This is a genomic window from Agromyces sp. Y558 (assembly GCF_059445415.1).
In genome coordinates, this window is the sequence record NZ_JCAIUH010000002.1 from 336,655 (window position 1) to 357,001 (window position 20,347).

At 68.0% G+C, this 20,347-nt stretch carries 18 protein-coding genes and 2 tRNA genes; 16 read left to right on the forward strand and 4 right to left on the reverse strand.

What is annotated here, in order from left to right:
* The first annotated feature begins 1 nt into the window (after window position 1).
* Both AC1C2T_RS13405 and AC1C2T_RS13410 read left to right on the forward strand, forming a co-directional pair.
* The gene (locus tag AC1C2T_RS13405; RefSeq protein WP_495360491.1) at window positions 2-1,117 is read left to right on the forward strand and encodes a branched-chain amino acid aminotransferase; all 1,116 of its coding nucleotides are present in this window, start codon (window positions 2-4) and stop codon (window positions 1,115-1,117) included.
* Window positions 1,118-1,163: 46 nt separating this feature from the next.
* Window positions 1,164-1,934, forward strand: a complete 771-nt coding sequence (locus AC1C2T_RS13410; protein WP_495360490.1) for a fumarylacetoacetate hydrolase family protein — start codon at window positions 1,164-1,166, stop codon at window positions 1,932-1,934.
* 57 nt (window positions 1,935-1,991) lie between these two features.
* Here the strand turns inward: AC1C2T_RS13410 and AC1C2T_RS13415 are convergent, their stop codons facing one another.
* Entirely contained in the window at window positions 1,992-2,495 is a 504-nt protein-coding gene (locus AC1C2T_RS13415; RefSeq protein WP_495385644.1) for a hypothetical protein, read from the reverse strand.
* A 106-nt stretch (window positions 2,496-2,601) separates the two neighbouring features.
* On the opposite strand from AC1C2T_RS13415, the gene AC1C2T_RS13420 reads away from it, so the two are divergent.
* Together AC1C2T_RS13420 and AC1C2T_RS13425 are read left to right on the forward strand one after the other, a co-directional pair.
* Window positions 2,602-3,072 carry a group III truncated hemoglobin gene (locus AC1C2T_RS13420; RefSeq protein ID WP_495360488.1) on the forward strand — a complete coding sequence of 157 codons (471 nt, stop codon included), beginning with the start codon at window positions 2,602-2,604 and terminating at the stop codon, window positions 3,070-3,072.
* Window positions 3,053-3,772, forward strand: a complete 720-nt coding sequence (locus AC1C2T_RS13425; RefSeq protein ID WP_495385645.1) for a helix-turn-helix transcriptional regulator — start codon at window positions 3,053-3,055, stop codon at window positions 3,770-3,772. The genes AC1C2T_RS13420 and AC1C2T_RS13425 overlap by 20 nt, the downstream gene beginning before the upstream one ends.
* A gap of 58 nt (window positions 3,773-3,830) precedes the next feature.
* On the opposite strand, the gene AC1C2T_RS13430 is transcribed toward AC1C2T_RS13425, so the two are convergent.
* Window positions 3,831-4,907, reverse strand: a complete 1,077-nt coding sequence (locus tag AC1C2T_RS13430; protein ID WP_495385646.1) for an aminotransferase class V-fold PLP-dependent enzyme — start codon at window positions 4,905-4,907, stop codon at window positions 3,831-3,833.
* 82 nt (window positions 4,908-4,989) lie between these two features.
* Here AC1C2T_RS13430 and AC1C2T_RS13435 point away from each other — a divergent pair, with 82 nt between their 5' ends.
* The 5 genes from AC1C2T_RS13435 (at window position 4,990) to AC1C2T_RS13455 (ending at window position 11,768) form a co-directional block, all read left to right on the forward strand.
* On the forward strand, window positions 4,990-5,931 hold the full coding sequence (locus AC1C2T_RS13435; RefSeq protein WP_495385647.1) for a LysR family transcriptional regulator: 942 nt from the start codon (window positions 4,990-4,992) through the stop codon (window positions 5,929-5,931).
* An 11-nt stretch (window positions 5,932-5,942) separates the two neighbouring features.
* Window positions 5,943-7,457, forward strand: coding sequence for a glutamate--tRNA ligase (gltX, locus tag AC1C2T_RS13440; protein WP_495360483.1), 1,515 nt, complete (start codon window positions 5,943-5,945; stop codon window positions 7,455-7,457).
* A 96-nt stretch (window positions 7,458-7,553) separates the two neighbouring features.
* A tRNA-Gln gene (locus AC1C2T_RS13445) sits at window positions 7,554-7,628 on the forward strand.
* A gap of 199 nt (window positions 7,629-7,827) precedes the next feature.
* On the forward strand, window positions 7,828-10,200 hold the full coding sequence (locus AC1C2T_RS13450; protein ID WP_495385648.1) for a transglycosylase domain-containing protein: 2,373 nt from the start codon (window positions 7,828-7,830) through the stop codon (window positions 10,198-10,200).
* A 98-nt stretch (window positions 10,201-10,298) separates the two neighbouring features.
* On the forward strand, window positions 10,299-11,768 hold the full coding sequence (locus AC1C2T_RS13455) for a serine hydrolase domain-containing protein (RefSeq protein WP_495385649.1): 1,470 nt from the start codon (window positions 10,299-10,301) through the stop codon (window positions 11,766-11,768).
* Here AC1C2T_RS13455 and AC1C2T_RS13460 read toward each other — a convergent pair whose 3' ends face one another.
* Complete coding sequence (locus tag AC1C2T_RS13460; protein ID WP_495385650.1) at window positions 11,769-12,404, reverse strand: MBL fold metallo-hydrolase; 636 nt, start codon at window positions 12,402-12,404, stop codon at window positions 11,769-11,771.
* Window positions 12,405-12,464: 60 nt separating this feature from the next.
* Between AC1C2T_RS13460 and AC1C2T_RS13465 the strand changes: the two genes are divergently transcribed.
* Both AC1C2T_RS13465 and AC1C2T_RS13470 read left to right on the forward strand, forming a co-directional pair.
* Complete coding sequence (locus AC1C2T_RS13465) at window positions 12,465-13,367, forward strand: diacylglycerol/lipid kinase family protein (RefSeq protein WP_495360479.1); 903 nt, start codon at window positions 12,465-12,467, stop codon at window positions 13,365-13,367.
* A 98-nt stretch (window positions 13,368-13,465) separates the two neighbouring features.
* Window positions 13,466-13,538, forward strand: a tRNA-Glu gene (locus tag AC1C2T_RS13470).
* 142 nt (window positions 13,539-13,680) lie between these two features.
* On the opposite strand, the gene AC1C2T_RS13475 is transcribed toward AC1C2T_RS13470, so the two are convergent.
* Window positions 13,681-14,370 (reverse strand): TIGR00645 family protein, encoded by a 690-nt coding sequence (locus AC1C2T_RS13475; RefSeq protein ID WP_495385651.1) that lies wholly within the window; start codon window positions 14,368-14,370, stop codon window positions 13,681-13,683.
* Window positions 14,371-14,620: 250 nt separating this feature from the next.
* Here AC1C2T_RS13475 and AC1C2T_RS13480 point away from each other — a divergent pair, with 250 nt between their 5' ends.
* The 5 genes from AC1C2T_RS13480 (at window position 14,621) to AC1C2T_RS13500 (ending at window position 20,261) form a co-directional block, all read left to right on the forward strand.
* Window positions 14,621-15,658 carry a TerC family protein gene (locus tag AC1C2T_RS13480; RefSeq protein WP_495360477.1) on the forward strand — a complete coding sequence of 346 codons (1,038 nt, stop codon included), beginning with the start codon at window positions 14,621-14,623 and terminating at the stop codon, window positions 15,656-15,658.
* Between the two features lie 110 nt (window positions 15,659-15,768).
* Window positions 15,769-16,662, forward strand: coding sequence for a PP2C family protein-serine/threonine phosphatase (locus AC1C2T_RS13485; protein ID WP_495385652.1), 894 nt, complete (start codon window positions 15,769-15,771; stop codon window positions 16,660-16,662).
* Complete coding sequence (locus AC1C2T_RS13490) at window positions 16,643-17,881, forward strand: FHA domain-containing protein (protein ID WP_495385653.1); 1,239 nt, start codon at window positions 16,643-16,645, stop codon at window positions 17,879-17,881. Before AC1C2T_RS13485 ends, AC1C2T_RS13490 begins: the two co-directional genes overlap by 20 nt.
* Window positions 17,881-19,548 carry a serine/threonine-protein kinase gene (locus AC1C2T_RS13495; protein ID WP_495385654.1) on the forward strand — a complete coding sequence of 556 codons (1,668 nt, stop codon included), beginning with the start codon at window positions 17,881-17,883 and terminating at the stop codon, window positions 19,546-19,548. Before AC1C2T_RS13490 ends, AC1C2T_RS13495 begins: the two co-directional genes overlap by 1 nt.
* Window positions 19,545-20,261: a hypothetical protein gene (locus AC1C2T_RS13500; RefSeq protein WP_495360473.1), complete on the forward strand. Its 717-nt coding sequence runs from the start codon at window positions 19,545-19,547 to the stop codon at window positions 20,259-20,261. Before AC1C2T_RS13495 ends, AC1C2T_RS13500 begins: the two co-directional genes overlap by 4 nt.
* The last annotated feature ends 86 nt before the right edge of the window (window positions 20,262-20,347 follow it).

Genomic DNA, 20,347 nt, shown 5'->3' on the forward strand with positions numbered 1-20,347 from the left:
CATGACGATCAACCTCCCGCTCCAGGCCCCATCCGCCGCCGGACTCATCTGGCAGGTCACCCGCAACGAGCAGGCGAAGACGCCCGCCGAACGCGAGGCGATCCTCGCCGACCCCGGTTTCGGCAACCACTTCACCGACCACATGGTCGACATCTGCTGGTCGGAGAAGGGCGGCTGGCACCGCCCGCGCGTCTCGCCCTATGGGCCGATCGCGCTCGACCCCGCTGCCGCGGTGCTGCACTATGCGCAAGAGATCTTCGAGGGCATGAAGGCGTATCGGCACGCCGACGGGTCGATCCACACCTTCCGGCCCTACGAGAACGCGGCTCGCATGCAGCGCTCAGCGCATCGGATGGCGCTTCCCGAGCTGCCGAGCGAGTACTTCATCGAGTCGCTGAAGCAGATCATCGCCGTCGACGCCGACTGGGTGCCGAGCGCCGCCGAGACGAGCCTGTACCTGCGGCCGTTCATGTTCGCGAAAGAGGCGTTCCTCGGCGTGCGCCCAGCGAAGAAGGTCAACTACTACGTCATCGCGAGCCCTGCGGGCGCCTACTTCCCGGGCGGCGTGGAGCCCGTCAGCATCTGGCTCTCGACGCAGTATTCGCGGGCGGGCAAGGGCGGCACGGGTGCTGCGAAGACCGGCGGCAACTACGCGTCGAGCCTGTTGCCTCAGGCGGAGGCGTATGAGAAGGGATGCCAGCAGGTCGCGTTCCTTGACAGCGAGGGCAACCTCGAAGAGCTGGGTGGCATGAACATCGTGCTCGTCAAGCGCGACGGCACCCTCGTCACGCCAGAATCGGAGTCGATCCTCGAGGGCATCACGCGCGACTCGATCCTGCAGCTTGCGACAGACCGCGGTCACGTGGTCGAGCGGCGGAGCGTCTCGCTCGACGAGTGGCGTGCCGGTGCGGCATCCGGTGACATCGTCGGGGCGTTCGCCTGCGGTACCGCCGCGGTCGTCGTGCCCATCGGGCGCCTGCTCGGCGACGACTTCGAGATCGTGCACGACGGCGATACCGCCTCCGAGCTGGCGTTGTCGCTTCGCGGGGAACTGACAGGCATCCAGTACGGCCGAGTCGAAGACCGCCACGGCTGGATGCTCCGGCTCGACGCGTAAGTGCGGTGCAAACGAGCGGGCCTCGCCGCTCAGTAGGCTGTCTTGCATGAAGATCGCGCGGTTCAGCCATGGTGAAGCCATCTCGTTCGGCATCGTCGACGAAGAGGAAGACGAGCTCGTCGTACTGAAGGCCGACCCGATGTTCGCGGGCTTCGAGCCGACCGGTGCGCGCGTGCCGCTCGCCGAGGCGAAGCTGCTCGCGCCCGTGATCCCGAGGTCGAAGGTCGTCGCGGTCGGCAAGAACTACCACGACCATGCCGCCGAGATGGGCGGCGAGGCGCCGGCTGAGCCGCTGCTGTTCCTGAAGCCGAACACCTCGGTCATCGGCCCGGGCGACACGATCGTGCTGCCGAAGCAGAGCGAGCGCGTCGAGCACGAGGGTGAGCTCGCCGTCGTGATCGGCCGCATCGCGAAGAACGTCGCCGAAGCCGATGCCGACGAGTACATCTTCGGTTACACGATCGCCAACGACGTCACGGCCCGTGACCTGCAGAAGCGCGACGGGCAGTGGGCGCGGGCGAAGGGCTTCGACTCGTTCTGCCCCCTCGGCCCCGTCATCGACACCGAGGTGGACTTCGAGAACGGAACGATCGAGACGAGCGTCAACGGGGTTCGCAAACAAGAGGGCCGGCTCGCCGACCTCGTGCACTCGGTGCCCGCCATCATCGCCTACGCGTCGAGCGTGTTCACCCTGCTGCCGGGCGACGTCATCCTCACCGGCACTCCGGCGGGCGTCGGTCCGATCGTCGACGGCGACACCGTCGAGGTCACGATCTCGGGCCTCGGCACACTGTCGAATTCCGTGCGTTCCGCCTGAGCCGGCGGCGGGGGAGTCGTGGCGTGGCGGCGCGGCGAGGCATTCGAACGCGCCCGGTCAGCCCACCGAACGGAGGTGGGTGAGCACGAGCCCGACCGGCACTCCGACAAGCACGACAATTAGCGCGAGCGCCGTGACAGCACGCCGAGCAGGCCCCGATCCGCCGGGAGTCCGCAATGCCAGGACGAGGGGCACCGCGATCAGCAGACCGCCGGAGTCGGCGATGAGCGGCACCCGTGCGAGCGCCCCGACGACGACGAGCAGGTTGCCGAGGTTCCAAGCGGCGAAGGTGAACCAGCCGCCACGGCCGGTGGCCCACGGGGCGTGTTCGAGCACGCGAGCGATGAGGCACTGGGTGGCGCCGCCCACGAGCACGAGATAGGCCGCGAGCCAACTGCCCCGTTCCAGCTGCAGCGGCCCGGTCAGTGCGGCAACGAGTCCGCCGATGACGATGAACGCAATGCCGAGGGCGTTGCCGACGGTAGTCGGTCCGAGCCTCGGAGCCGGCCCCGCGTCGCGGAGGTGTCCGTCTGCGGCGACGATCTGATAGCCCGAACCCATTTCGATCCCTTCGACGTCGATTCGCCCGGACACCCGCCTGGGCGGAGACCGTCGAATTGAACGTAACAGATTGCGGTTTATTTGGCAGGACGGGTACCGTGGGCGCATGGCCGAACACCCGCGAGAGCTCCGCGACATCCGTGACCGTGTCGACGTGAGGCGGCTCGTCGAATCCTTCTACCGTCGCGCCTTCGCCGATCCGCTCATCGGACCGATCTTCACCGATGTCGCGCACATGAATCTCGATCACCACCTGCCGATCATGTGCGATTTCTGGGAGACGGTACTCTTCCGCACCGGCAGCTACCGTCGAAACGCGCTCGCCATGCACGTCGCACTTCACGCGAAGTCCCCGCTCGGCGCGGCGCACTTCAACCGATGGCTCGAACTCTGGGTCGCGAACGTCGACGCGCAGTTCGCCGGCGAGTCGGCCGAGCGCGCGAAGATCCAGGCGCGCCGCATCGCCGGATCGATCGGCCTTCGGCTGTCGGGCGGTTCGGGCAGCGCGTTCGAGACAATCTCGACGCGCGCTCGGCTCGAGGCGGAGGGGGCGATCGATGCAATCGGCGGAAGCTGAGTCCGGCACCGACCGCTGGGCACTCGCACTTGCGTCACCGGCCAGGCGGCGGGTGCTCGACGCGTTGCATCGGGCCGGAGAGCCCGTCGAGGCCGCGGAGCTCGCCGACTCGATCGGCGTGCACATCACAACCGCGCGTTTCCACCTCGACCAGCTCGTCGGGGCTGGCGTCGTCGCCACGACGGCCGAGCGTCCCTCGCGTCGAGGGCGACCGCGCCTGCGCTACGCGCTCGTCGACACCGTTGCGACACGCGCACGAGACGAACGCTCCCGCGAACGGCTGATCGAGTTGCTCGCGGCCGCACTCGAGGGGCAGGGAGTCGAGACGCGGGCGATGCTCGCTCGTGAGGCGGGCCGAAGCTGGGCCTCGAGCCTGTCGATCCCGCCCGACGAGGGCGTTTCGCCCGTCGAACCCTCGCCCGACGAGATCGCGTCGACCCGGGCATCGTCGACCGAACGACTCGTCCGGGTGCTCGACGAGCTCGGCTTCGAGCCCGAACCGGCACCCGAAGGGCTCTCGCTCCACGCCTGCCCGTTCCGCGATGCGGCGCGACGTCACCGCGATGTCATCTGCGCCGTGCATGAGAGTCTCATCCGCGAAGTGCTCTCGGGCGAGGCATCGGAATCGGCTGTCGAAGCCCGGCTGCTGCCGTTCGCCGCGCCCGACCGGTGCCTCGTCGTGCTCAGCGCCGTGCGCTGAGCGGCGATCGGGTGCGGCCGATGTCGATGCCGATGTCGAGGGCGCTGGCCTGTTGCGCTCAGCGCCGTGCGCTGAGCGGCGATCGGGTGCGGCCGATGTCGATGCCGATGTCGAGGGCGCTGGCGGCGAGCTCGACGTCCTCGTCGTCGTTCCAGAGGTGGAACGCCACCCTGGCCCTGCCTGCTCGACCCGATGCCGTGATGCCAGCTGCGCCGAGCTCGGCCAAAGCGGTGCCATCTGCGTCGGGCCAGGCCACGATCGCACTGTCGGATGCCTCGAGCCCGAGACGCTCACGGAACGCGTTCGCGAGGGCGACGTCGTGGTCGCGCACGCCTGTCATGTCGAGCGAGGCGGCGAATTCGAGCGCCGCCTCGGCGCCGGCCCAGGCGTGCCAGGCGGGGGAGACGTCGAATCGATGCGCGTCGTCGGCGAGGTACAGGCCCGGCCCGTAGCACGAGGCCCACGGGTTGTCGCCCGAGTACCAGCCGGCGGCGTGCGGGGTGATCTCGGCGACGGCGCGTGGCGAGAACGCGGCGAAGGCGGCGCCGCGCGGTGCCGACAGCCACTTGTAGGCGTGGCAGACGACGACGTCGGCCTCGAGTGCGTCGGTCGCCATCCACCCTGTGGCCTGTGTGGTGTCGACGAGGCTGAGTGCGCCGGCCGAGCGCACGGCGCGAGCGACGGATGCCGCGTCGGCGACCTCGCCGGTGGCTGATTGCACGAGCGAGTAGGAGACCAGCCACGTCGACGGGCCGACAGCGTCGGCGAGCGCAGAGAGGGGAACGTGCCGCACTCGCAGGTCGCCACGGGCGAGGAACGGTGCGACGACCGAGGAGAAGTCGCCGTCGACGCAGATCACCTCGGCGCCCGAGGGCGCGGATGCCGCGACCATGCCGGTGAACACCGAGACCTGCGACCCGGTGGCGAGGTCGGCAGGTGTGCGGCCGAGCAGGGTTGCCGCATGGCCGCGCGCCCGTTCGTGCACCGCCGTGTAGTCGGCTCCGTTCGCCGTGCCCGACGACCAGGACTCGAGGTCGCGTCGCACTGCGTCGCGGGTGACGTCGGCCGGCAGGCCGAGGGTGCAAGCGGCGAGATAGCCGCGTCCGGCAGCGAAGCGATCACGAGTCGGGTGCATGCGATCCAGTTTCGAACGCGCGAATTCATTCGACAAGACCTAGTGATCGATCATATACATGCCGCTGTCTTATGATTTGAATATGCCGGATGCCGCGATCAACGCTCTCGCCGCCGCGCTCGACCTGCAGACCGTGCGGGTCGTGCGGCAGATCGCGGAGCGCGGTTCGCTCACGGCGGCCGCCGAATCCCTCGGCTACAGCCAGCCCGCGGTGAGCCAGCAGCTGCGCCGGTTCGAGGAGCGCACCGGCATCGCTCTCGTGGAGCGCGTCGGTCGCGGCATCCGCCTGACGGAGTCCGGTCGGGTGCTCGCCCGGCATGCTCACGGAGTCGCCACGGTTCTGGAAACCGCGGCCGGCGAACTCGCCGAGATCCGCGGGCTCCGAGCCGGCCGTGTGCGTCTCGTCGCCTTCCCCTCGGCGTCGGCGACCCTCGTGCCGCGCGTGATCGCGGCGCTCGCCGCCGCCCACCCGGGCATCGATGTCACCTACGTCGAGGCCGAGCCGCCCGAAGCGGTGCACGCGGTGCGAGTCGACGGCGCCGACCTTGCGATCACGTTCAGCTACCCGGGTGACCGCGACGACCCGCACCGGGCGAGCGCGCGCGGGCTCGAGGTGCGGGGGTTCGGCGATGAGCCGATGCGACTCGTGCTCCCGTCGAGCCATCCTGCAGCGGCATCCGACGTCGTCGCGCTCGAGGCGCTGCGCGACGAGCCCTGGATCGCGGGTTGCCCGCGGTGCCGCGGCCACTTGCTCGAGCTGGCCGGCGCCGCCGGGTTCACGCCGCGCATCGCCTTCGAGACCGACAACTTCGTCGCCGTCGAGGGCATGGTCGCGCAACGCCTCGGGGTGGCACTGTTGCCGGCGCTCGCGCTCGCTGCATCGCCGCGGCATGCCGACGTCGTCGCCAGGCCCACTGCCAGGGCCGATGTGCGTTCTCTCCATCTCGTCACGGCGCGCGGCGCCGAACGGGTGCCGGCCGTGGCCGCGACACTCGCCGTACTCGCGACCCTCACCGCTCGATAGCATTGAGGGGTATGTCTGAGACAGCTCACCCCACGACCCAGGCCACCGGCAGCGACATCCGTGTGCGCTTCTGCCCATCGCCGACCGGCACGCCGCACGTCGGCCTCATACGCACCGCCCTCTTCAACTGGGCGTACGCGCGCCACACCGGGGGCACGTTCGTGTTCCGCATCGAAGACACCGATGCCGCGCGCGACAGCGAAGAGAGCTACGAGCAGATCCTCGACGCGCTCACGTGGCTCGGCCTCGACTGGGACGAAGGCGTCGGCGCCGGCGGACCTCATGAGCCCTACCGGCAGTCGCAGCGCGCCGGCATCTACGCCGACGTCATCGAACGGCTGAAGGCCTCGGGCCACGTCTACGAGAGCTTCTCGAACGCTGAAGAGATCGACGCCCGCAACGAGGCCGCCGGCCGGCCGAAACAGCTCGGCTACGACAACTTCGATCGCGATCTCACCGACGAGCAGCGTGCGGCGTTTCGCGCCGAGGGTCGCGAGCCGGCGCTGCGACTGCGGGTGCCCGAGGCCGACCTCGGGTTCGACGACCTCGTGCGCGGCGAGATCACCTTCCCGGCCGGCAACACGATCGACTTCGTCGTCGTGCGCCCGAACGGTGCCCCGCTGTACACGCTCGTGAACCCCGTCGACGACGCCCTCATGGGCATCACGCACGTGCTTCGCGGCGAAGACCTGCTCTCGTCGACGCCCCGTCAGATCGCGCTGTACCACGCGCTCATCGACATCGGTGTGACCACGTTCGTCCCGCGCTTCGGCCACTTGCCCTACGTCATGGGCGAGGGCAACAAGAAACTCTCCAAGCGCGACCCCGAGTCGAACCTCTTCCACCACCGCGATCGCGGGTTCATCCCCGAAGGACTCCTGAACTATTTGGCGCTCCTCGGCTGGGGCTACTCCGCCGACCGCGACGTGTTCAGCCGCGACGAACTCGTCGCCGCCTTCGATGTCGAGAACGTGAACCCGAACCCCGCGCGTTTCGACCTGAAGAAGGCCGAGTCGATCAACGGCGACCACATCCGCCAACTCGACATCGGCGACTTCGCCGGCCGCACTGTGCCGTACCTGCAGGCTGCCGGCGCCGTCTCGACACCGATCACTCCCGGTGAGGAGGCCGTGCTCGCCGAGGGCGCGCCGCTCGTGCAGGAGCGTATCTCGCTGCTGGGCGAGGCCCCCGGCATGCTGGGATTCCTGTTCACTGACGCCGCGGGGCTCGAGTTCGATGAATCGGCCGTCGCCGCGCTCACCGCCGACGCCGCCACCGTGCTCGCGACCGCTCGTGAAGCGCTCGACCGATTGCCCGCCGAAGAGTGGACGCACGAGCAGATCGAAGAGGCGCTTCGCGCCGCTCTCGTCGACGGCCTCGCACTGAAGCCGCGCGTGGCCTTCGGTGCCGTACGCACGGCGATCTCCGGTCGACGGGTTTCGCCGCCGCTCTTCGAGTCGATGCAGATCCTCGGAAAGGTCGACTCTCTCGAGCGCATCGATCGGCTCGCGGCGCTCATCGCCTGAGTGCCCGAGATGCTCCCGCTGAGCGCAGCTCGGTTTGGCGGGGGTGTGCTCGTAGGCTAGAGTTACATGTCGGCCGGGGACTTCGGTTTCGGCCATTGGGGTATGGTGTAATTGGCAACACGGCGGTTTCTGGTACCGTTGTTCTTGGTTCGAGTCCAGGTACCCCAGCCAATATTTTGTGAAAAAGGCCCGGTCACGCGGGCCTTCTTCTTTTCCCGAATACCGAGCCGCGAAGCGGTATTCGTGTGGGCTGGACTTCGGTGGCGCGCTGCGCTTGCATTGAGTGTCGGCACCGTTCGAGCCTCCCTACAGGCTCCTGGTGAATCAAGAGACGCCGACAAGGGAATGGTGAGCCATGGTTTCTGGAAACATGCGGAATCGTGACTTCCAGGAGACGCGAACACCCATCGGGGTGATCGGCGGTTTCATCGGATTCATCGCGGCGAGCGTGGGTGCCGCGCTGCTCGTCGTCGCCGGTGTCACACCCGCGCTCGCGACCGTCGGCATCGCGGCATCCGGATCCATCGGAATGTTCGACAATCTCCCCGGCTATCTCGAGATCGACGAGCTCTCCGAGAAGAGCAACATCTACGCGACCGCCAGTGACGGCAACCCGGTGCTGCTCGCCTCGTTCTACGACCAGAATCGGGTCGAGGTCGGCTGGGACGCCGTCAGCCAGTACGTCAAGGATGCCGCGATCGCCGGTGAAGATCCGCGGTTCTACGAACACGGCGGCGTCGACCTGCAGGGCACGCTCCGCGCCGCGGTGACGACTGCGAGCGGCGGGGAGACCCAGGGCGGGTCGTCGATCGCGCAGCAGTACGTGAAGAACGTGCGCGTGCAGGAGTGCGAGGGCGAGGCGAACGTGACGGCGTTCGAGGACATGTCGGAGGAGGAGATAGAGGCACTCGGCATCGACGGACGCCGGGCTCTCATCGACGAGGAGAAGGCGGAGTGCTACGAGGCCGCGACGGACTCCGACGGCACCTCCGGCATCGAACGCAAGCTGAAAGAGATGCGCCTCGCGATCGGCGTCGAGAAGCGCTACTCCAAGAACGACATCCTGCTCGGATACCTGAACATCGCCGGCTTCGGCGGCACCGTCTACGGCATCGAGGCGGCGGCGAACTACTACTACACCACAACAGCGGCGAACCTGACGCTCGCCCAAGCCGCCTCGTTGATGGCGATCGTCAACAACCCGGTGGAGTTCCAGCTCGACAAGCCCGAGAGCGAGACGAACGGCGCGGCGAACGGGTACGCGAGAAACCAGTCTCGTCGTGACTACATCCTGTTCCACATGCTCGACGAGAGGAAGATCACGCAGGAGGAGTACGACGCGGCGGTGGCCACTCCGGTGCAGCCGGTAATCGCCGAACCGAGCACCGGTTGCCAGACCGCCGTGGAGTCGGCGTATTTCTGCGACTACGTGAAGAACATCCTGCAGACCGACCCGACGTTCGGGGAAGACGCCGAGACGCGCATGCAGAACTTCCGGCGCGGCGGCTATGACGTCTACACGACGCTCGACCTCGACCTGCAGAACGCCGCCGTTGGTGCGATCGCCCAGAACGTGCCCCAGACCTATCCGGGTTGGGACGTCGGGAGCGTGATCTCGAGTGTGCAGGTCGGCACCGGGCGTGTGCTCGCCATGGCGCAGAACAAGCAATACAGCCAAGACCCCAAGGTGCTCGAAACCGGCCCGCAGTACACGAGCATCAACTACAACACCGACTATTCGCAGGGCGGCTCGAGCGGCTTCCAGCCCGGGTCGACCTACAAGGTATTCACGCTCGCGCAGTGGCTCAACGAGGGCCATTCGCTCGCCCAGCGCGTCGATTCCAAGCCGAAGTCGAACTGGGGCACATTCCGAGACAGTTGTTTCGGCCCGCAGAATGCCGGGCCGTGGAATCCGAAGAACGACGCGAACGAGGCCGGCGCCAATTACACGGCTCTCGAGTCGACCGTCAACTCGATCAACACCGGGTTCATCGGCATGGCAAAGCAGCTCGATCTCTGCGGCATCCGCAAGACCGCGGAGGCATTCGGGATGCACCGCGCCGATGGCGATCCGCTGCAACAGGGTCCGTCGAGCGTGATCGGCACGAATGAGGTGGCACCGCTCAGCCTCGCCGTCGCCTTCGCCGGCATCGCGAACAACGGCGTGGCCTGCACTCCGATCGCGATCGACCGCATCGTCGACCGCGACGGCAATGAGATCGCGGTGCCTGCGTCGACCTGTACCCCGGCCGTCTCACCCGAAGTGGCCGCCGCCATGCACTACGCGATGCAGCTCGTGATGACGAGCGGCACTGCCACGGTCTCGAACGGCGGCGTACAACCGCGCGTTCCGATGATCGGCAAGACGGGCACGACTGACGGCAACAAAGACACCTGGATGGCGGGAGCGAGCTCGAAGGTTGCGACAGTGGCCGGCGTGATGAGCCTCACGGGTGACGCGAACCAGCGTGGAATCTCATTCGAGAGCGGTCAGGCGGCGACTGCCCGACACCGGATGTGGCCGATCGTCATGTCGGTCGCGGCTGCCAAGTACGGCGGCGACCCGTTCACGGTTGCGGCGCCCGGGCCGGCTGCGCCACCGACGACCGCTCCGGCTACGGGCGATGCGCCGGCACCCGAGGTCGAGCCGCCCGACGACGGGCCCGGTGGCGACGGCGACGGCGGCCCGGGTCGAGGTGATCGCGACGACGGCGATCGCGGCGGCGACCGCGGTCGCGGCTGACGGCCGGCAGGCTCCCGGCGCTATTCACCGGTTGGTGCGAAACCGACTTGTACGCTGGGGGAGGCCCCGCGTCGGCGGGACGATCACGAGGGAGAAACATGCGCGTCGCCGCCGACACCGTTCGGGCTGTCGAATCCGTCTTCACCGAGCGACTCGCCGCTGGCACCGCCCCCGGTTCGAGCTGGGCCGTGTTCGATCGCGGTGGCCTGATCGCAGCGGGGGGTTCCGGCGCCGCGGAGATTGACGGAACGGCCGCGGCATCCGGCCCCGACACGCTCTTCCGCATCGCGAGCTGCACCAAGAGTTTCACTGCCGCAGCCCTGCTGCTGCTTCGCGATCGAGGCCTCATCGACCTCGACACCCCGGCGAACGCATTCGTGCCCGAGTTCTCGCCTGAGATCCCGGGCGGCATCGACGCCGCCCCGACCGTTCGCATGCTCATGACGATGTCGGGTGGACTGCCCACCGACGACCCGTGGGCCGACCGTGAGGAGGCGATGTCACGCGCAGAGTTCCGTGGGACGCTCGCCGCCGGCATCCGCTGCGTCACGATCCCCGGCACCGCGCTCGAGTACTCGAACTTGGGCTACGCGGTGCTCGGTCAGGTCGTCGAACGGGTGTCGGGGGTGGCGTTCACCGAGTTCATCGAACGCGAGCTCATCGAGCCGCTCGGGCTCGACGTTCGATTCGAGCGGCCAGAGGGTGCCAAGCCCTCGGTCGCGGTCGGCTACCGCAATGTCGATGGCGAAGGATGGCGCGCACTCCCGTTCACGGGGCCGGGCGTCTTCTCGGCCATCGGCGGACTGTTCGCCTCGGCAAGCAGCCTGGCGGCGTGGGCGGCCTGGCTCGCATCGGCATGGGAAGGTGATGAACGCGGCCCGCTCAGCGCGGCTAGCCGGCGCGAGATGCAGCAGCTCATGCGAGTCGCCGCGAAACGTCACGGCCCTCCGGCGATGCCGGGCACGCAGGTCGCGCCGACGCCGAAGGTGTACGGCTACGGTTTCGGGCTCTTCGTCGAACTCGATGAGCGGTTCGGCGCGATCGTGTCGCATTCGGGCGGTTATCCGGGATTCAGTGCGCACATGCGCTGGCACGCCGCATCCGGCCTGGGGGTCATCGCCTTCGAGAACGCGACGTATGCCAGGGTCTCCCAGGGTGCCGAGGTCGCGCTTGCGATGCTGCTCGAAGCGATCGACGGTGCGAGCCCCGTGACGGCGTCACCGGTGCCGTGGCCCGAAACCGTCGATGCATCCGTTGCGCTCAGTACGCTCGTGAACGAATGGTCGGATGCCGCGGCCTCGGCCGTGCTCGCGACGAACGTCGCGCTCGACGTGCCGTACGACGAACGCCGCAGGGCGATCGAAACCGCCTGGGCAGCAGTCGGGGGGCGCACCGAGGGGAGCGCGACGCCGGTTGATGCGACGTGCGACTCGCCCGATCACCTCGTGTGGTTCCTGCCCGGCGAGACCGGGCGGCTGAGGCTCGAGGTGCGGATGACCCCGCTCGCCGCGCCGAGGGCGCAGACATTCATCGTTCGGATTGAAGATCCAGAGGCATCCGTCGCCTGATCAGAAGTCGAGCGTGTCGCCCGGCTCGAGCGCTAGGTACTCGCCGCCGCCCTGCTGGGTCGCCCAGGCCAGACGCGCGTTCGAGAGTGCCTTGCCGGCGCGCGAGAGCACCATCTCGTGGGTCGGGAATGCCCGCCGCGGCGCGATCTCGACGACGTAGTCCATCGACTCGCCGATCTTCATCCATGGAGCGCCGGCGGGCGCGGCGAGCACGTCGACGGGTACACCGGGCACTGTGAACGAATCGCCGCCGTAGTAGAGGGCGTCGTTCACGAGCACGCCGAGGTTGTCGATCAAGGGGATCGACGCATGGATGAGCGCGTGGCGCCCGCCGAAGAACTGAAGCCGGAACGGCCCGACCTCGATGGTGTCGCCCGCAGCGACGACCTCGATCGGAAAGTCGGCGGCCGCGGCAGCGACGCCAGCAGGGCCGAAGATGCGTACCTCCGGGTCGGCCTCGACGATGCGTGCCAGCTGATCCGGCGTCCAGTGGTCGTCGTGCTGGTGCGTGATCACGACCGCGACGGTGCCGGCCGACTCGGTGATCGGCGTCGTGAACTTGCCCGGGTCGATGTAGAGCTTGTCGCCCGAGTGTTCGATGACGAGCGCGGCATGTTCGAGTTTCGTGAGACGCATGGTCCGAGCCAACACTGCGCAGGGTCGGCGCGCAAGCCGTATGCCTGCCAGAATCGCTCCATGCCCAGTGCTCCCAGGCGACTTCTCGTCGCGATCAATCCCGCGGCCTCGTTCGGTCGTAATCGCGCGGTCGGACCGGCCGTGGCGGAGCGACTGATCGGAGAGGGGTACGAGGTCTCGGTGCTCCGTGAGGCCAACTTCGAACTGCTCCGGCGCGAGGCCGAGTCGGGGTTCGCACTCGGCACCGATGGCGTGATCGTGGTCGGCGGCGACGGCATGGTATCGCTCGGCGTGAACCTCGTCGCGGGCACCGGCGTGCCGCTCGGCATCGTCGCGGCCGGCACGGGCAACGACCTGGCACGCGGCCTCGGACTGCCGTTCGACGATCCGGCAGCGGCGACCGAAGCGCTCGTCGAGGCGCTCGGCCGAACGCCGCGGACGATCGACGCCGGTGTCATCCGCCACGGCGAATTGACGACCTGGTTCGCCAGCGTCGTCTCGGCCGGCTTCGACGCCGCCGTCAATGAACGTGCGAACGGCATGGTCGCGCCCAGAGGCCCGAGCCGGTACACGCTCGCCATGGTGCGCGAACTCGTGACCTTTCGACCCCGCAACTACACGATCACGGTCGACGGAGTGCGCCGCGAGCAACGCGCGATGCTCGTCTCCGTCGCGAACAATTCCTCGATCGGCGGGGGCATGCGCATCGTGCCGCACGCCGACCACACCGACGGACTGCTCGACGTGTTCATCGTGCATCCGCTGTCGAGGGCGGGGCTCGTCGCCGTCTTCCCCAAGGTGTTCGCGGGCCGGCACGCCGATCATCCGGCGGTCGAGTTCCTCACCGCCCGCACGGTGCGCATCGAGGCAGACGACATCGTCGCCTACGCCGACGGCGAACGCATCGGGCCGCTGCCGATCGACATCGAGATCATGCCCGGCGCCGTCTCCGTCTTCGCTTGAGAGGGCAGCGAACGACCCCGTCGATCGAGCGGATGTCGGTGCTGTCGCGATTTTGCGGCGGCCCTGAAGCTGTGTCATACTCTTCAAGTTGTCGATTCGGCCCCATCGTTTAGCGGCCTAGGACACCGCCCTCTCACGGCGGCAGCGCGGGTTCAAATCCCGCTGGGGTCACGCATGTGACAAGCGACAACCACTCGAATGCCCTCGCTTCCGCGAGGGCATTCGGCGTTTCCGGTCGTACGCGCCGAGACGCGGCGACGAGGTGTTCGGCGCTGCGGTGCGGCATCCGCTCGATGCCGCACCGCAGAGGCCGTCAGCGGTGGTGGACGCTGTCGACGAGCTCGGGCATCGCGTCGTCGTCGAGCCCTGGGCGGGCGTCGGGGTAGGGAACGGTGACGCCGTCGTGCACCTCGTGCGGGCCGACCTTGTGGTAGGACATCCGATCGATGAGGGCGAGCGCGAGTGCCGACAGGATGAAGACGCAGTGGATGATGACCTGCCACATGACGCCCGTGGGCGTGTACTTCACGTCCTCTTCGACCACGCCGTTATCGGTCATGCCGCCGATCTCGATGAAGGTCTTCAGCAGGTGGATCGAGGAGATGCCGACGATGGCCATCGCGAGCTTGACCTTGAGCACGTTCGCGTTGACGTGGCTCAGCCACTCGGGCTGGTCGGGGTGACCGTCGACGTTGATGCGTGAGACGAACGTCTCGTAGCCGCCGATGATCACCATGATGAGCAGATTCGCGATCATGACGACGTCGATGAGGCCGAGCACGGCGAGCATGATCGCCGCTTCATCGAGATGACCCATATCGGTCGCGACCTCTTCGGCGAGGTGCCAGAGCTCGACCACGAAGACGAGCACGTAGATCGCCTGGGCGACGATGAGCCCGAGGTAGAGCGGCGCCTGCAACCAGCGGCTCGCGAAGATCGCGTACCCGACCAGGGCAGAGCCCGGGGTTTTGCGGTACTGGCGGGCGGGGGGTGTCGGGCTCACAGATACTCCTTCTCGTGCGGACCCTGATTCTACGGGCGCGAATCGTCGCCACGATGTGCGTGCCCCGGGCCGCCGGGCGACGTGTTCGGCTAGACTCGCCACAGCGAAGGGGAGTATCCCGCGAGGCCCGGCCTCGACCCACGATCGTCAGTACGAGCGCCGTCGTTGCCGCTCCGGGCGTGGGACCTGCGAGAGCAGCAGTGGGAGAGACTTTCGGAGTCCGCCGTCCCCGCATTCCGAAAGGCACAACGTGCTCGATCTCCCCATCTGGTTCGAAGTCGGCTCCCTGGTCATCCTGACGCTGATCCTCGTCGGCGACCTCCTGCTCGTGCTGAAACGACCCCACGTGCCCTCGATGAAGGAGTCGACGCTCTGGGTCGCGTTCTACGTCGGCCTGGCGCTCGTCTTCGCTGGATTCATGTTCGTGCTCGGCGACGCAGAGCACGGCGGGCAGTTCCTCGCCGGCTGGCTGACGGAGTACAGCCTCTCGATCGACAACCTCTTCGTATTCGTCATCATCATGGCGAAGTTCTCGGTGCCGAGAAAGCTGCAGCAGGAGGTGCTCATGGTGGGCATCATCATCGCCCTCGTGCTGCGCGGCATCTTCATCCTCCTCGGCGCCTCGCTCATCGAGAACTTCTCGTGGATCTTCTACATCTTCGGCGCGTGGCTCGTGTGGACCGCGATCCAACAGGTGCGCGGCGACGACGATGAGGAGGACAAAGACACCTTCATCGTGCGGATCCTCCGCCGGCGGGTGGCGATCACCGACGAGTACGACGGCGTCAAGCTCCGCACGGTCATCGACGGCAAGCGGTTCTTCACGCCGATGCTCATCGTCTTCGTCGCGATCGGCACGACCGACCTGCTCTTCGCCCTCGACTCGATTCCGGCGATCTTCGGCATCACGCAGAGTCCGTTCATCGTGTTCACGGCGAACGTGTTCGCGCTCATGGGCCTGCGCCAGCTGTACTTCCTGCTCGGCGGGCTGCTCGAGCGCCTCGAGTACCTCAAGTACGGCATCGCGTTCATCCTCGCCTTCATCGGCGTCAAACTCGTGCTGCACGCGATGCACGTCAACGAATTGCCATTCATCAACGGCGGCGAGCACATCGAGTGGGCGCCCGAGATCTCCACGTGGACCTCGCTCATCGTCATCCTCGCGGCGATGGCGGTGGCCACGGTCGCGAGCCTCGTGAAGGCCCGTCACGACGCCAAGTCCCGGGGCCACAAGCTCATGGACGAGGTGCCCCACTTCACGGAGGATTCGCACACCGACGGTCGCTGAGACTCTCCACAGGCGTCGTCAGCATGGCGCCGGAGTTGCTAGCGTTGTGGTCGGCACCGGGACGCATCGTCGTGGCCGCCGCCCGCTTTCCCACTCGATCGAGGAGAACCGTGTCAGGTGATGGCGAGGGCGTCGTCGCCCTGACGCACGGTGCTGCGCTCATCGCGCATAGCGCGCGCACAGATGTCGGGCGCGTGCGAAGCGTCAACGAGGATTCGTTCCTCGCCGAGGCTCCCGTCTATCTCGTGGCCGACGGCATGGGCGGGCACGCCCGTGGTGACGCGGCGAGTCGTGCGGTGATCGACACGTTCTCGCGTCATCTCGAGTTCGGTGTGCCTTCGTCGCCCGAGCAGGTGCTCGATGCGATCCACAGTTCCAACGACGCGGTGCGTGCGCTGAGCGAGGCCGGCGAAGAGGGCACCGCGGTCGCGGGCACGACACTCTCGGGCATCGCGTTGGTCGACGCCGGCGACGGTGCAGGGTTCCACTGGATGGTCTTCAACATCGGTGACTCGCGGGTCTACGCGTGGGACGGCCGCACGCTCGAGCAGATGAGCGTCGACCACTCGGCGGTGCAAGAGCTCGTCGATGCAGGTCTCATCCGCCCCGAAGAAGCGGAACGGCACCCCGAGCGCAACGTGATCACGCGCGCCCTCGGAGCCGACGAGTTCGTCGACCCCGACGTGTGGTTGATCCCAGCGGCAGGCCGGCAGGTCTTCCTGGTGTGCAGCGACGGCCTCTCGAAAGAGGTCGACGACCAGTCGATCGCCCACATCCTCGCGGGCGACACCGGACACGCGGCGGGGCTCGCCGGTGAGCTCGTCGACGCAGCCCTCGCCCACGGCGGTCGCGACAACGTGACCGCGATCGTCGTCGAGTCGGTGCTCGGATCCGACGACGACGATGACGAGACGACGCGCGACCGGCGGGGCAGACTTTCGAGGGCAGCTGAAGACACACGGCCGCGCACCGAGGGAGGCGGAGATGGCGACGTATCGGCATGATCCAGCTGGCGAGTGGTTCGCGGCGGTTCGCGGCGGCGTGATCCTCGTCCTTCCGGCCGATGCCGCGGGGCACCTCGCCGAGCTCTGGCCCGTGTTCGGCACGGGTGACCCGACACCGCTCGTGCTCGATCGCCTCACCGCGAAGGGACTCGCGGCGACCCCCTCGTTCGCGCTCGTGGTGCGCGACGAATCGACGGGCTCAGCACGCGTCGTGGTGCGCGGACCGATCACCGTGCGCTCGGCTTCGGGTGAGATCCACGATGCAGGAGTGTCCACTTGGGTCGAACGCGTCCTCGACGGGGCTTCCGAGATCTCAATCGTCGTCGAAGGCGACACGGATGCCGCGTCCGAGCCGTTGCCCGTCATCGAGGCCGTGGTGCCCGTGCGATCGGTGGTCTCCGAGGGCGTCGAGCCGGTCGCCCCTGAGCGGCCGAGCACACCTTCGGCGTCGGCATCCGGAGCAGTCCCCGTTCCCCGCCCCGCCCCGAGCGCTGCGCCGGCCGTGCGACCCGACCTCCCGCTGCTTGCCCCGCCTGTTCCGATAGCGCCAGTGCGGGTGACCGCGCCCGTCGAGCTCACGATGGTACCCGACGAAGAGACCGTCGCCGGGGTGTCGTCCACGTTTGCGCAGGGCTTGCCCGCCGGCCCTCCGCCTGCCCCGGCCCCAGCTGCGCCAGCCCCAGCGGCACCGGTCGCAGCCCCAGCGGCACCGGTCGCAGCCCCAGCGGCGCCGGTCGCCGAGGTCGACGGCGACCACGATGGCATGACGGTTGCGAGTATCGACATCCGCCGCCTTCGCGAGGAGCGTGCGGCCCGTGGGGCGGTCGCGACTCCCGCGGGCGGGGCCACCGCCACAGCGATTGCGCAGGCGCAGGCGCAGGCGCAGGCGAGCATCAGGATGCCTGATGGAACGCTCGAATCGATCGGGCACGAGGTCGTGCTCGGGCGCGCGCCGAGCGTCAGCAAGGTGTCGGGCGGCCGTATCCCGCGCCTCATCACCATCGGCCTCGGCGACCCCGACATCTCACGCAGCCATGTGCGACTCGCCCTCGAAGGTGACACGGTGGTCATCACAGACCTGCACTCGCGAAATGGAACCCATGTCGTGGCCCCGGGCAAGCCGCCCGTGAAGTTGCGTTCGGGTGAACCGACCCCGGTGCTCACCGGCACCGTCGTCGATCTCGGCGGCGGCTGGACCATTCAGATCGTGGGCGGCTGATGCGTCGAGCCCCATCGACGCCGCCCGAGCTTCCGGGCTACGCCCCGCTCGGGCTGCTCGGATCGGGCGGCTTCGCCGACGTCTTCCTCTTCGAACAGAAACTGCCGCGACGCAAGGTCGCCGTGAAGGTGCTGCTCGCCGAGGGCCTCGGTCGCGACACCAAGGCGCAGTTCGTCGCCGAGGCGAACTTGATGGCGCAGTTGTCGGCGCATCCATTCATCGTCACGATCTTTCACGCCGACGTCTCCGGCGACGGCCGCCCGTACTTCGTCATGGAGTACTGCTCGGGTCCGAGTCTCGCCGAACGATACAAGCGCCAGCCGCTCTCGATCGAGGACGCCCTGCGCACCGGCGTGCGTCTGGCGGGCGCGATCGCCACGGCACACGCGGCGGGCATCCTGCACCGTGACATCAAGCCGGCGAACGTGCTCACTAACGACTACGGCTGGCCCGCGCTGACCGACTTCGGCATCTCCTCGAACCTCGAGGGCGAGCTGCCCGTGCACACGATGACGTTGCCGTCCGAGTCGTCGTCGACCGCGTCCGGCCAGTCGGCCGTGGGCATGAGTGTGCCGTGGTCGCCGCCCGAGATGTTCGAAGACGACCCGAGACCCGATACCCGCAGCGATGTGTTCTCGCTCGCCGCGACGGTGCACACGCTCGTCGCAGGTCGCACGCCTTTCGAGATCCCCGGACGCTCGAACGGATCGCTCGATCTCATCGGTCGCATCGAGCGCGGCGCGATCACGCCGATGGACCGGTCCGACGTTCCGCGCAGTCTCGCCGCGGTGCTCGCCAAGGGCATGTCCACACGCCGCGACGACCGTTACCCGAGCGCCGTCGAATTCGCTCGCGCGCTGCAGCGTGTCGAGCTCGAACTCGGGTACGCGGCCACGACGATCGAGGTGCCGAACCTCGCGAGCGCTCGAAGTGAGGCCGAGCCAGACGATGACGACGACGATGCGACGCGGGCGCGCTCGGTGCGCACGGTCGACGCGCAGGCATCGCGGTCGGCCACGCCGGTGACTCCGACTCCGGTGCGCGGCGTGCCGACTGTCGCCGACGACGATGCGACGCGCGCTCGTTCGCCGCAGCAGATCAATGCCCAGACGCCGTCGAGCAGCGCCGCAGCGGGCACGGCCGGCGAGTTGCCGGATGAGGGAACCGTGGTTCGCGGCGTCGTCCGCGATACCATCCAGGACTCGACGATTGTGCGACCGGCCGGCGCGACGCCCGCGTCTGTCGCCTCGACGATGCCACGCCGGAATCGACTCGGTCTCATCGTGGGCATCGCCGCCGCCGTCGTGATCGCGGCGGTCATCGGCATCGCGATCGCGCTGTCGGGAACGGTGAACCCCCCACCGGTGGCCGAGACATCGAACCCCGGAGAGAATGCCGTGATAGCCGGGACGGTGCCGACAGCAGTCGTCTCGACCGGTGTCGCGAGTTCAGACGGCACCAGCGTGACCTTCCAGGTCTCCCATAGCGACTCCGCTGAAGGCGACAGGTACCGCTGGACCCTGTCCGATGGGTCAGGGGATCCGCAGGTCGCAGATGGTCCGTCCATCGTCGTCGAACGCGCAGCGGCAGGCGCGCGCACGTGCATCGACGTGCAGGTGCAGCGCGGCAGCAAGACCTCCGACCCCACGAGAGGTTGCACGCCATGAGACCGCTTCGCGTCGAGTACTGCGGGGAGTCGTACACCGTCGAGATGGGCGCCCCGTTCACGATCGGGCGTGAATCAGACCTCACGATCGACGACAATCCGTATCTGCATCGAACCTTCCTCACGCTCTCCTCGGAGTTCGGCCTCTGGTGGCTTTCGAACGTCGGCCAGATCCTGTCTGCGACGATCTCGGACTCGACGGGTAGCGTGCAGGCGTGGCTTGCTCCGGGTGCGAAGCTGCCGCTCGTCTTCCAGACGGTTCACGTGATGTTCAGCGCCGGCGCGACGACGTACGACTTCACGGTGCACGCTGAAGAGGACTTCTACAACACCTCCCTCACCGCTGCACCGGCCGACGGCGGCACGACGATTCTGCCCGTGACACTCACTTCGAGTCAGCGGCTGCTCGTTGTCGCACTCGCCGAGAACGTGCTGGCCCAGCCAGCCGGTGGTCGTGCACTCGTGCCGAGTTCGGCTGAAGCTGCGGCGAGACTCGGCTGGAGCATGACGACGTTCAACCGCAAGCTCGACAACGTCTGCGAGAAGCTCGACCGCATCGGCGTCGACGGCCTGCGGGGTGGGCGGGGCAAACTGGCCACGAACCGTCGCGCGCGACTCGTCGAGTACGCGGTCGCGACGCGGCTCGTGAACGCTGACGACCTCACCCTCATCGATGCAGCTCGGCGCGACGCCGAGCAGAAGACCGGCGAGTGACGCCACCGATCTTCACCTGAGGACGCCACGACTTCGCCTGACGCCAACGAGCGTCACGGGGAGTTCTCCCCATGTGTTGTCGCAGG

Excerpts from the sequence above, each read along its gene's own strand:
- AC1C2T_RS13405 (WP_495360491.1), top strand. The coding sequence starts at position 2 with ATGACGATCAACCTCCCGCTCCAGGCCCCATCCGCCGCCGGACTCATC.
- AC1C2T_RS13410 (WP_495360490.1), top strand. The coding sequence starts at position 1,164 with ATGAAGATCGCGCGGTTCAGCCATGGTGAAGCCATCTCGTTCGGCATC.
- AC1C2T_RS13415 (WP_495385644.1), bottom strand. The coding sequence starts at position 2,495 with ATGGGTTCGGGCTATCAGATCGTCGCCGCAGACGGACACCTCCGCGAC.
- AC1C2T_RS13420 (WP_495360488.1), top strand. The coding sequence starts at position 2,602 with ATGGCCGAACACCCGCGAGAGCTCCGCGACATCCGTGACCGTGTCGAC.
- AC1C2T_RS13425 (WP_495385645.1), top strand. The coding sequence starts at position 3,053 with ATGCAATCGGCGGAAGCTGAGTCCGGCACCGACCGCTGGGCACTCGCA.
- AC1C2T_RS13430 (WP_495385646.1), bottom strand. The coding sequence starts at position 4,907 with ATGCACCCGACTCGTGATCGCTTCGCTGCCGGACGCGGCTATCTCGCC.
- AC1C2T_RS13435 (WP_495385647.1), top strand. The coding sequence starts at position 4,990 with ATGCCGGATGCCGCGATCAACGCTCTCGCCGCCGCGCTCGACCTGCAG.
- gltX (WP_495360483.1), top strand. The coding sequence starts at position 5,943 with ATGTCTGAGACAGCTCACCCCACGACCCAGGCCACCGGCAGCGACATC.
- AC1C2T_RS13450 (WP_495385648.1), top strand. The coding sequence starts at position 7,828 with ATGCGGAATCGTGACTTCCAGGAGACGCGAACACCCATCGGGGTGATC.
- AC1C2T_RS13455 (WP_495385649.1), top strand. The coding sequence starts at position 10,299 with ATGCGCGTCGCCGCCGACACCGTTCGGGCTGTCGAATCCGTCTTCACC.
- AC1C2T_RS13460 (WP_495385650.1), bottom strand. The coding sequence starts at position 12,404 with ATGCGTCTCACGAAACTCGAACATGCCGCGCTCGTCATCGAACACTCG.
- AC1C2T_RS13465 (WP_495360479.1), top strand. The coding sequence starts at position 12,465 with ATGCCCAGTGCTCCCAGGCGACTTCTCGTCGCGATCAATCCCGCGGCC.
- AC1C2T_RS13490 (WP_495385653.1), top strand. The coding sequence starts at position 16,643 with ATGGCGACGTATCGGCATGATCCAGCTGGCGAGTGGTTCGCGGCGGTT.
- AC1C2T_RS13495 (WP_495385654.1), top strand. The coding sequence starts at position 17,881 with ATGCGTCGAGCCCCATCGACGCCGCCCGAGCTTCCGGGCTACGCCCCG.
- AC1C2T_RS13500 (WP_495360473.1), top strand. The coding sequence starts at position 19,545 with ATGAGACCGCTTCGCGTCGAGTACTGCGGGGAGTCGTACACCGTCGAG.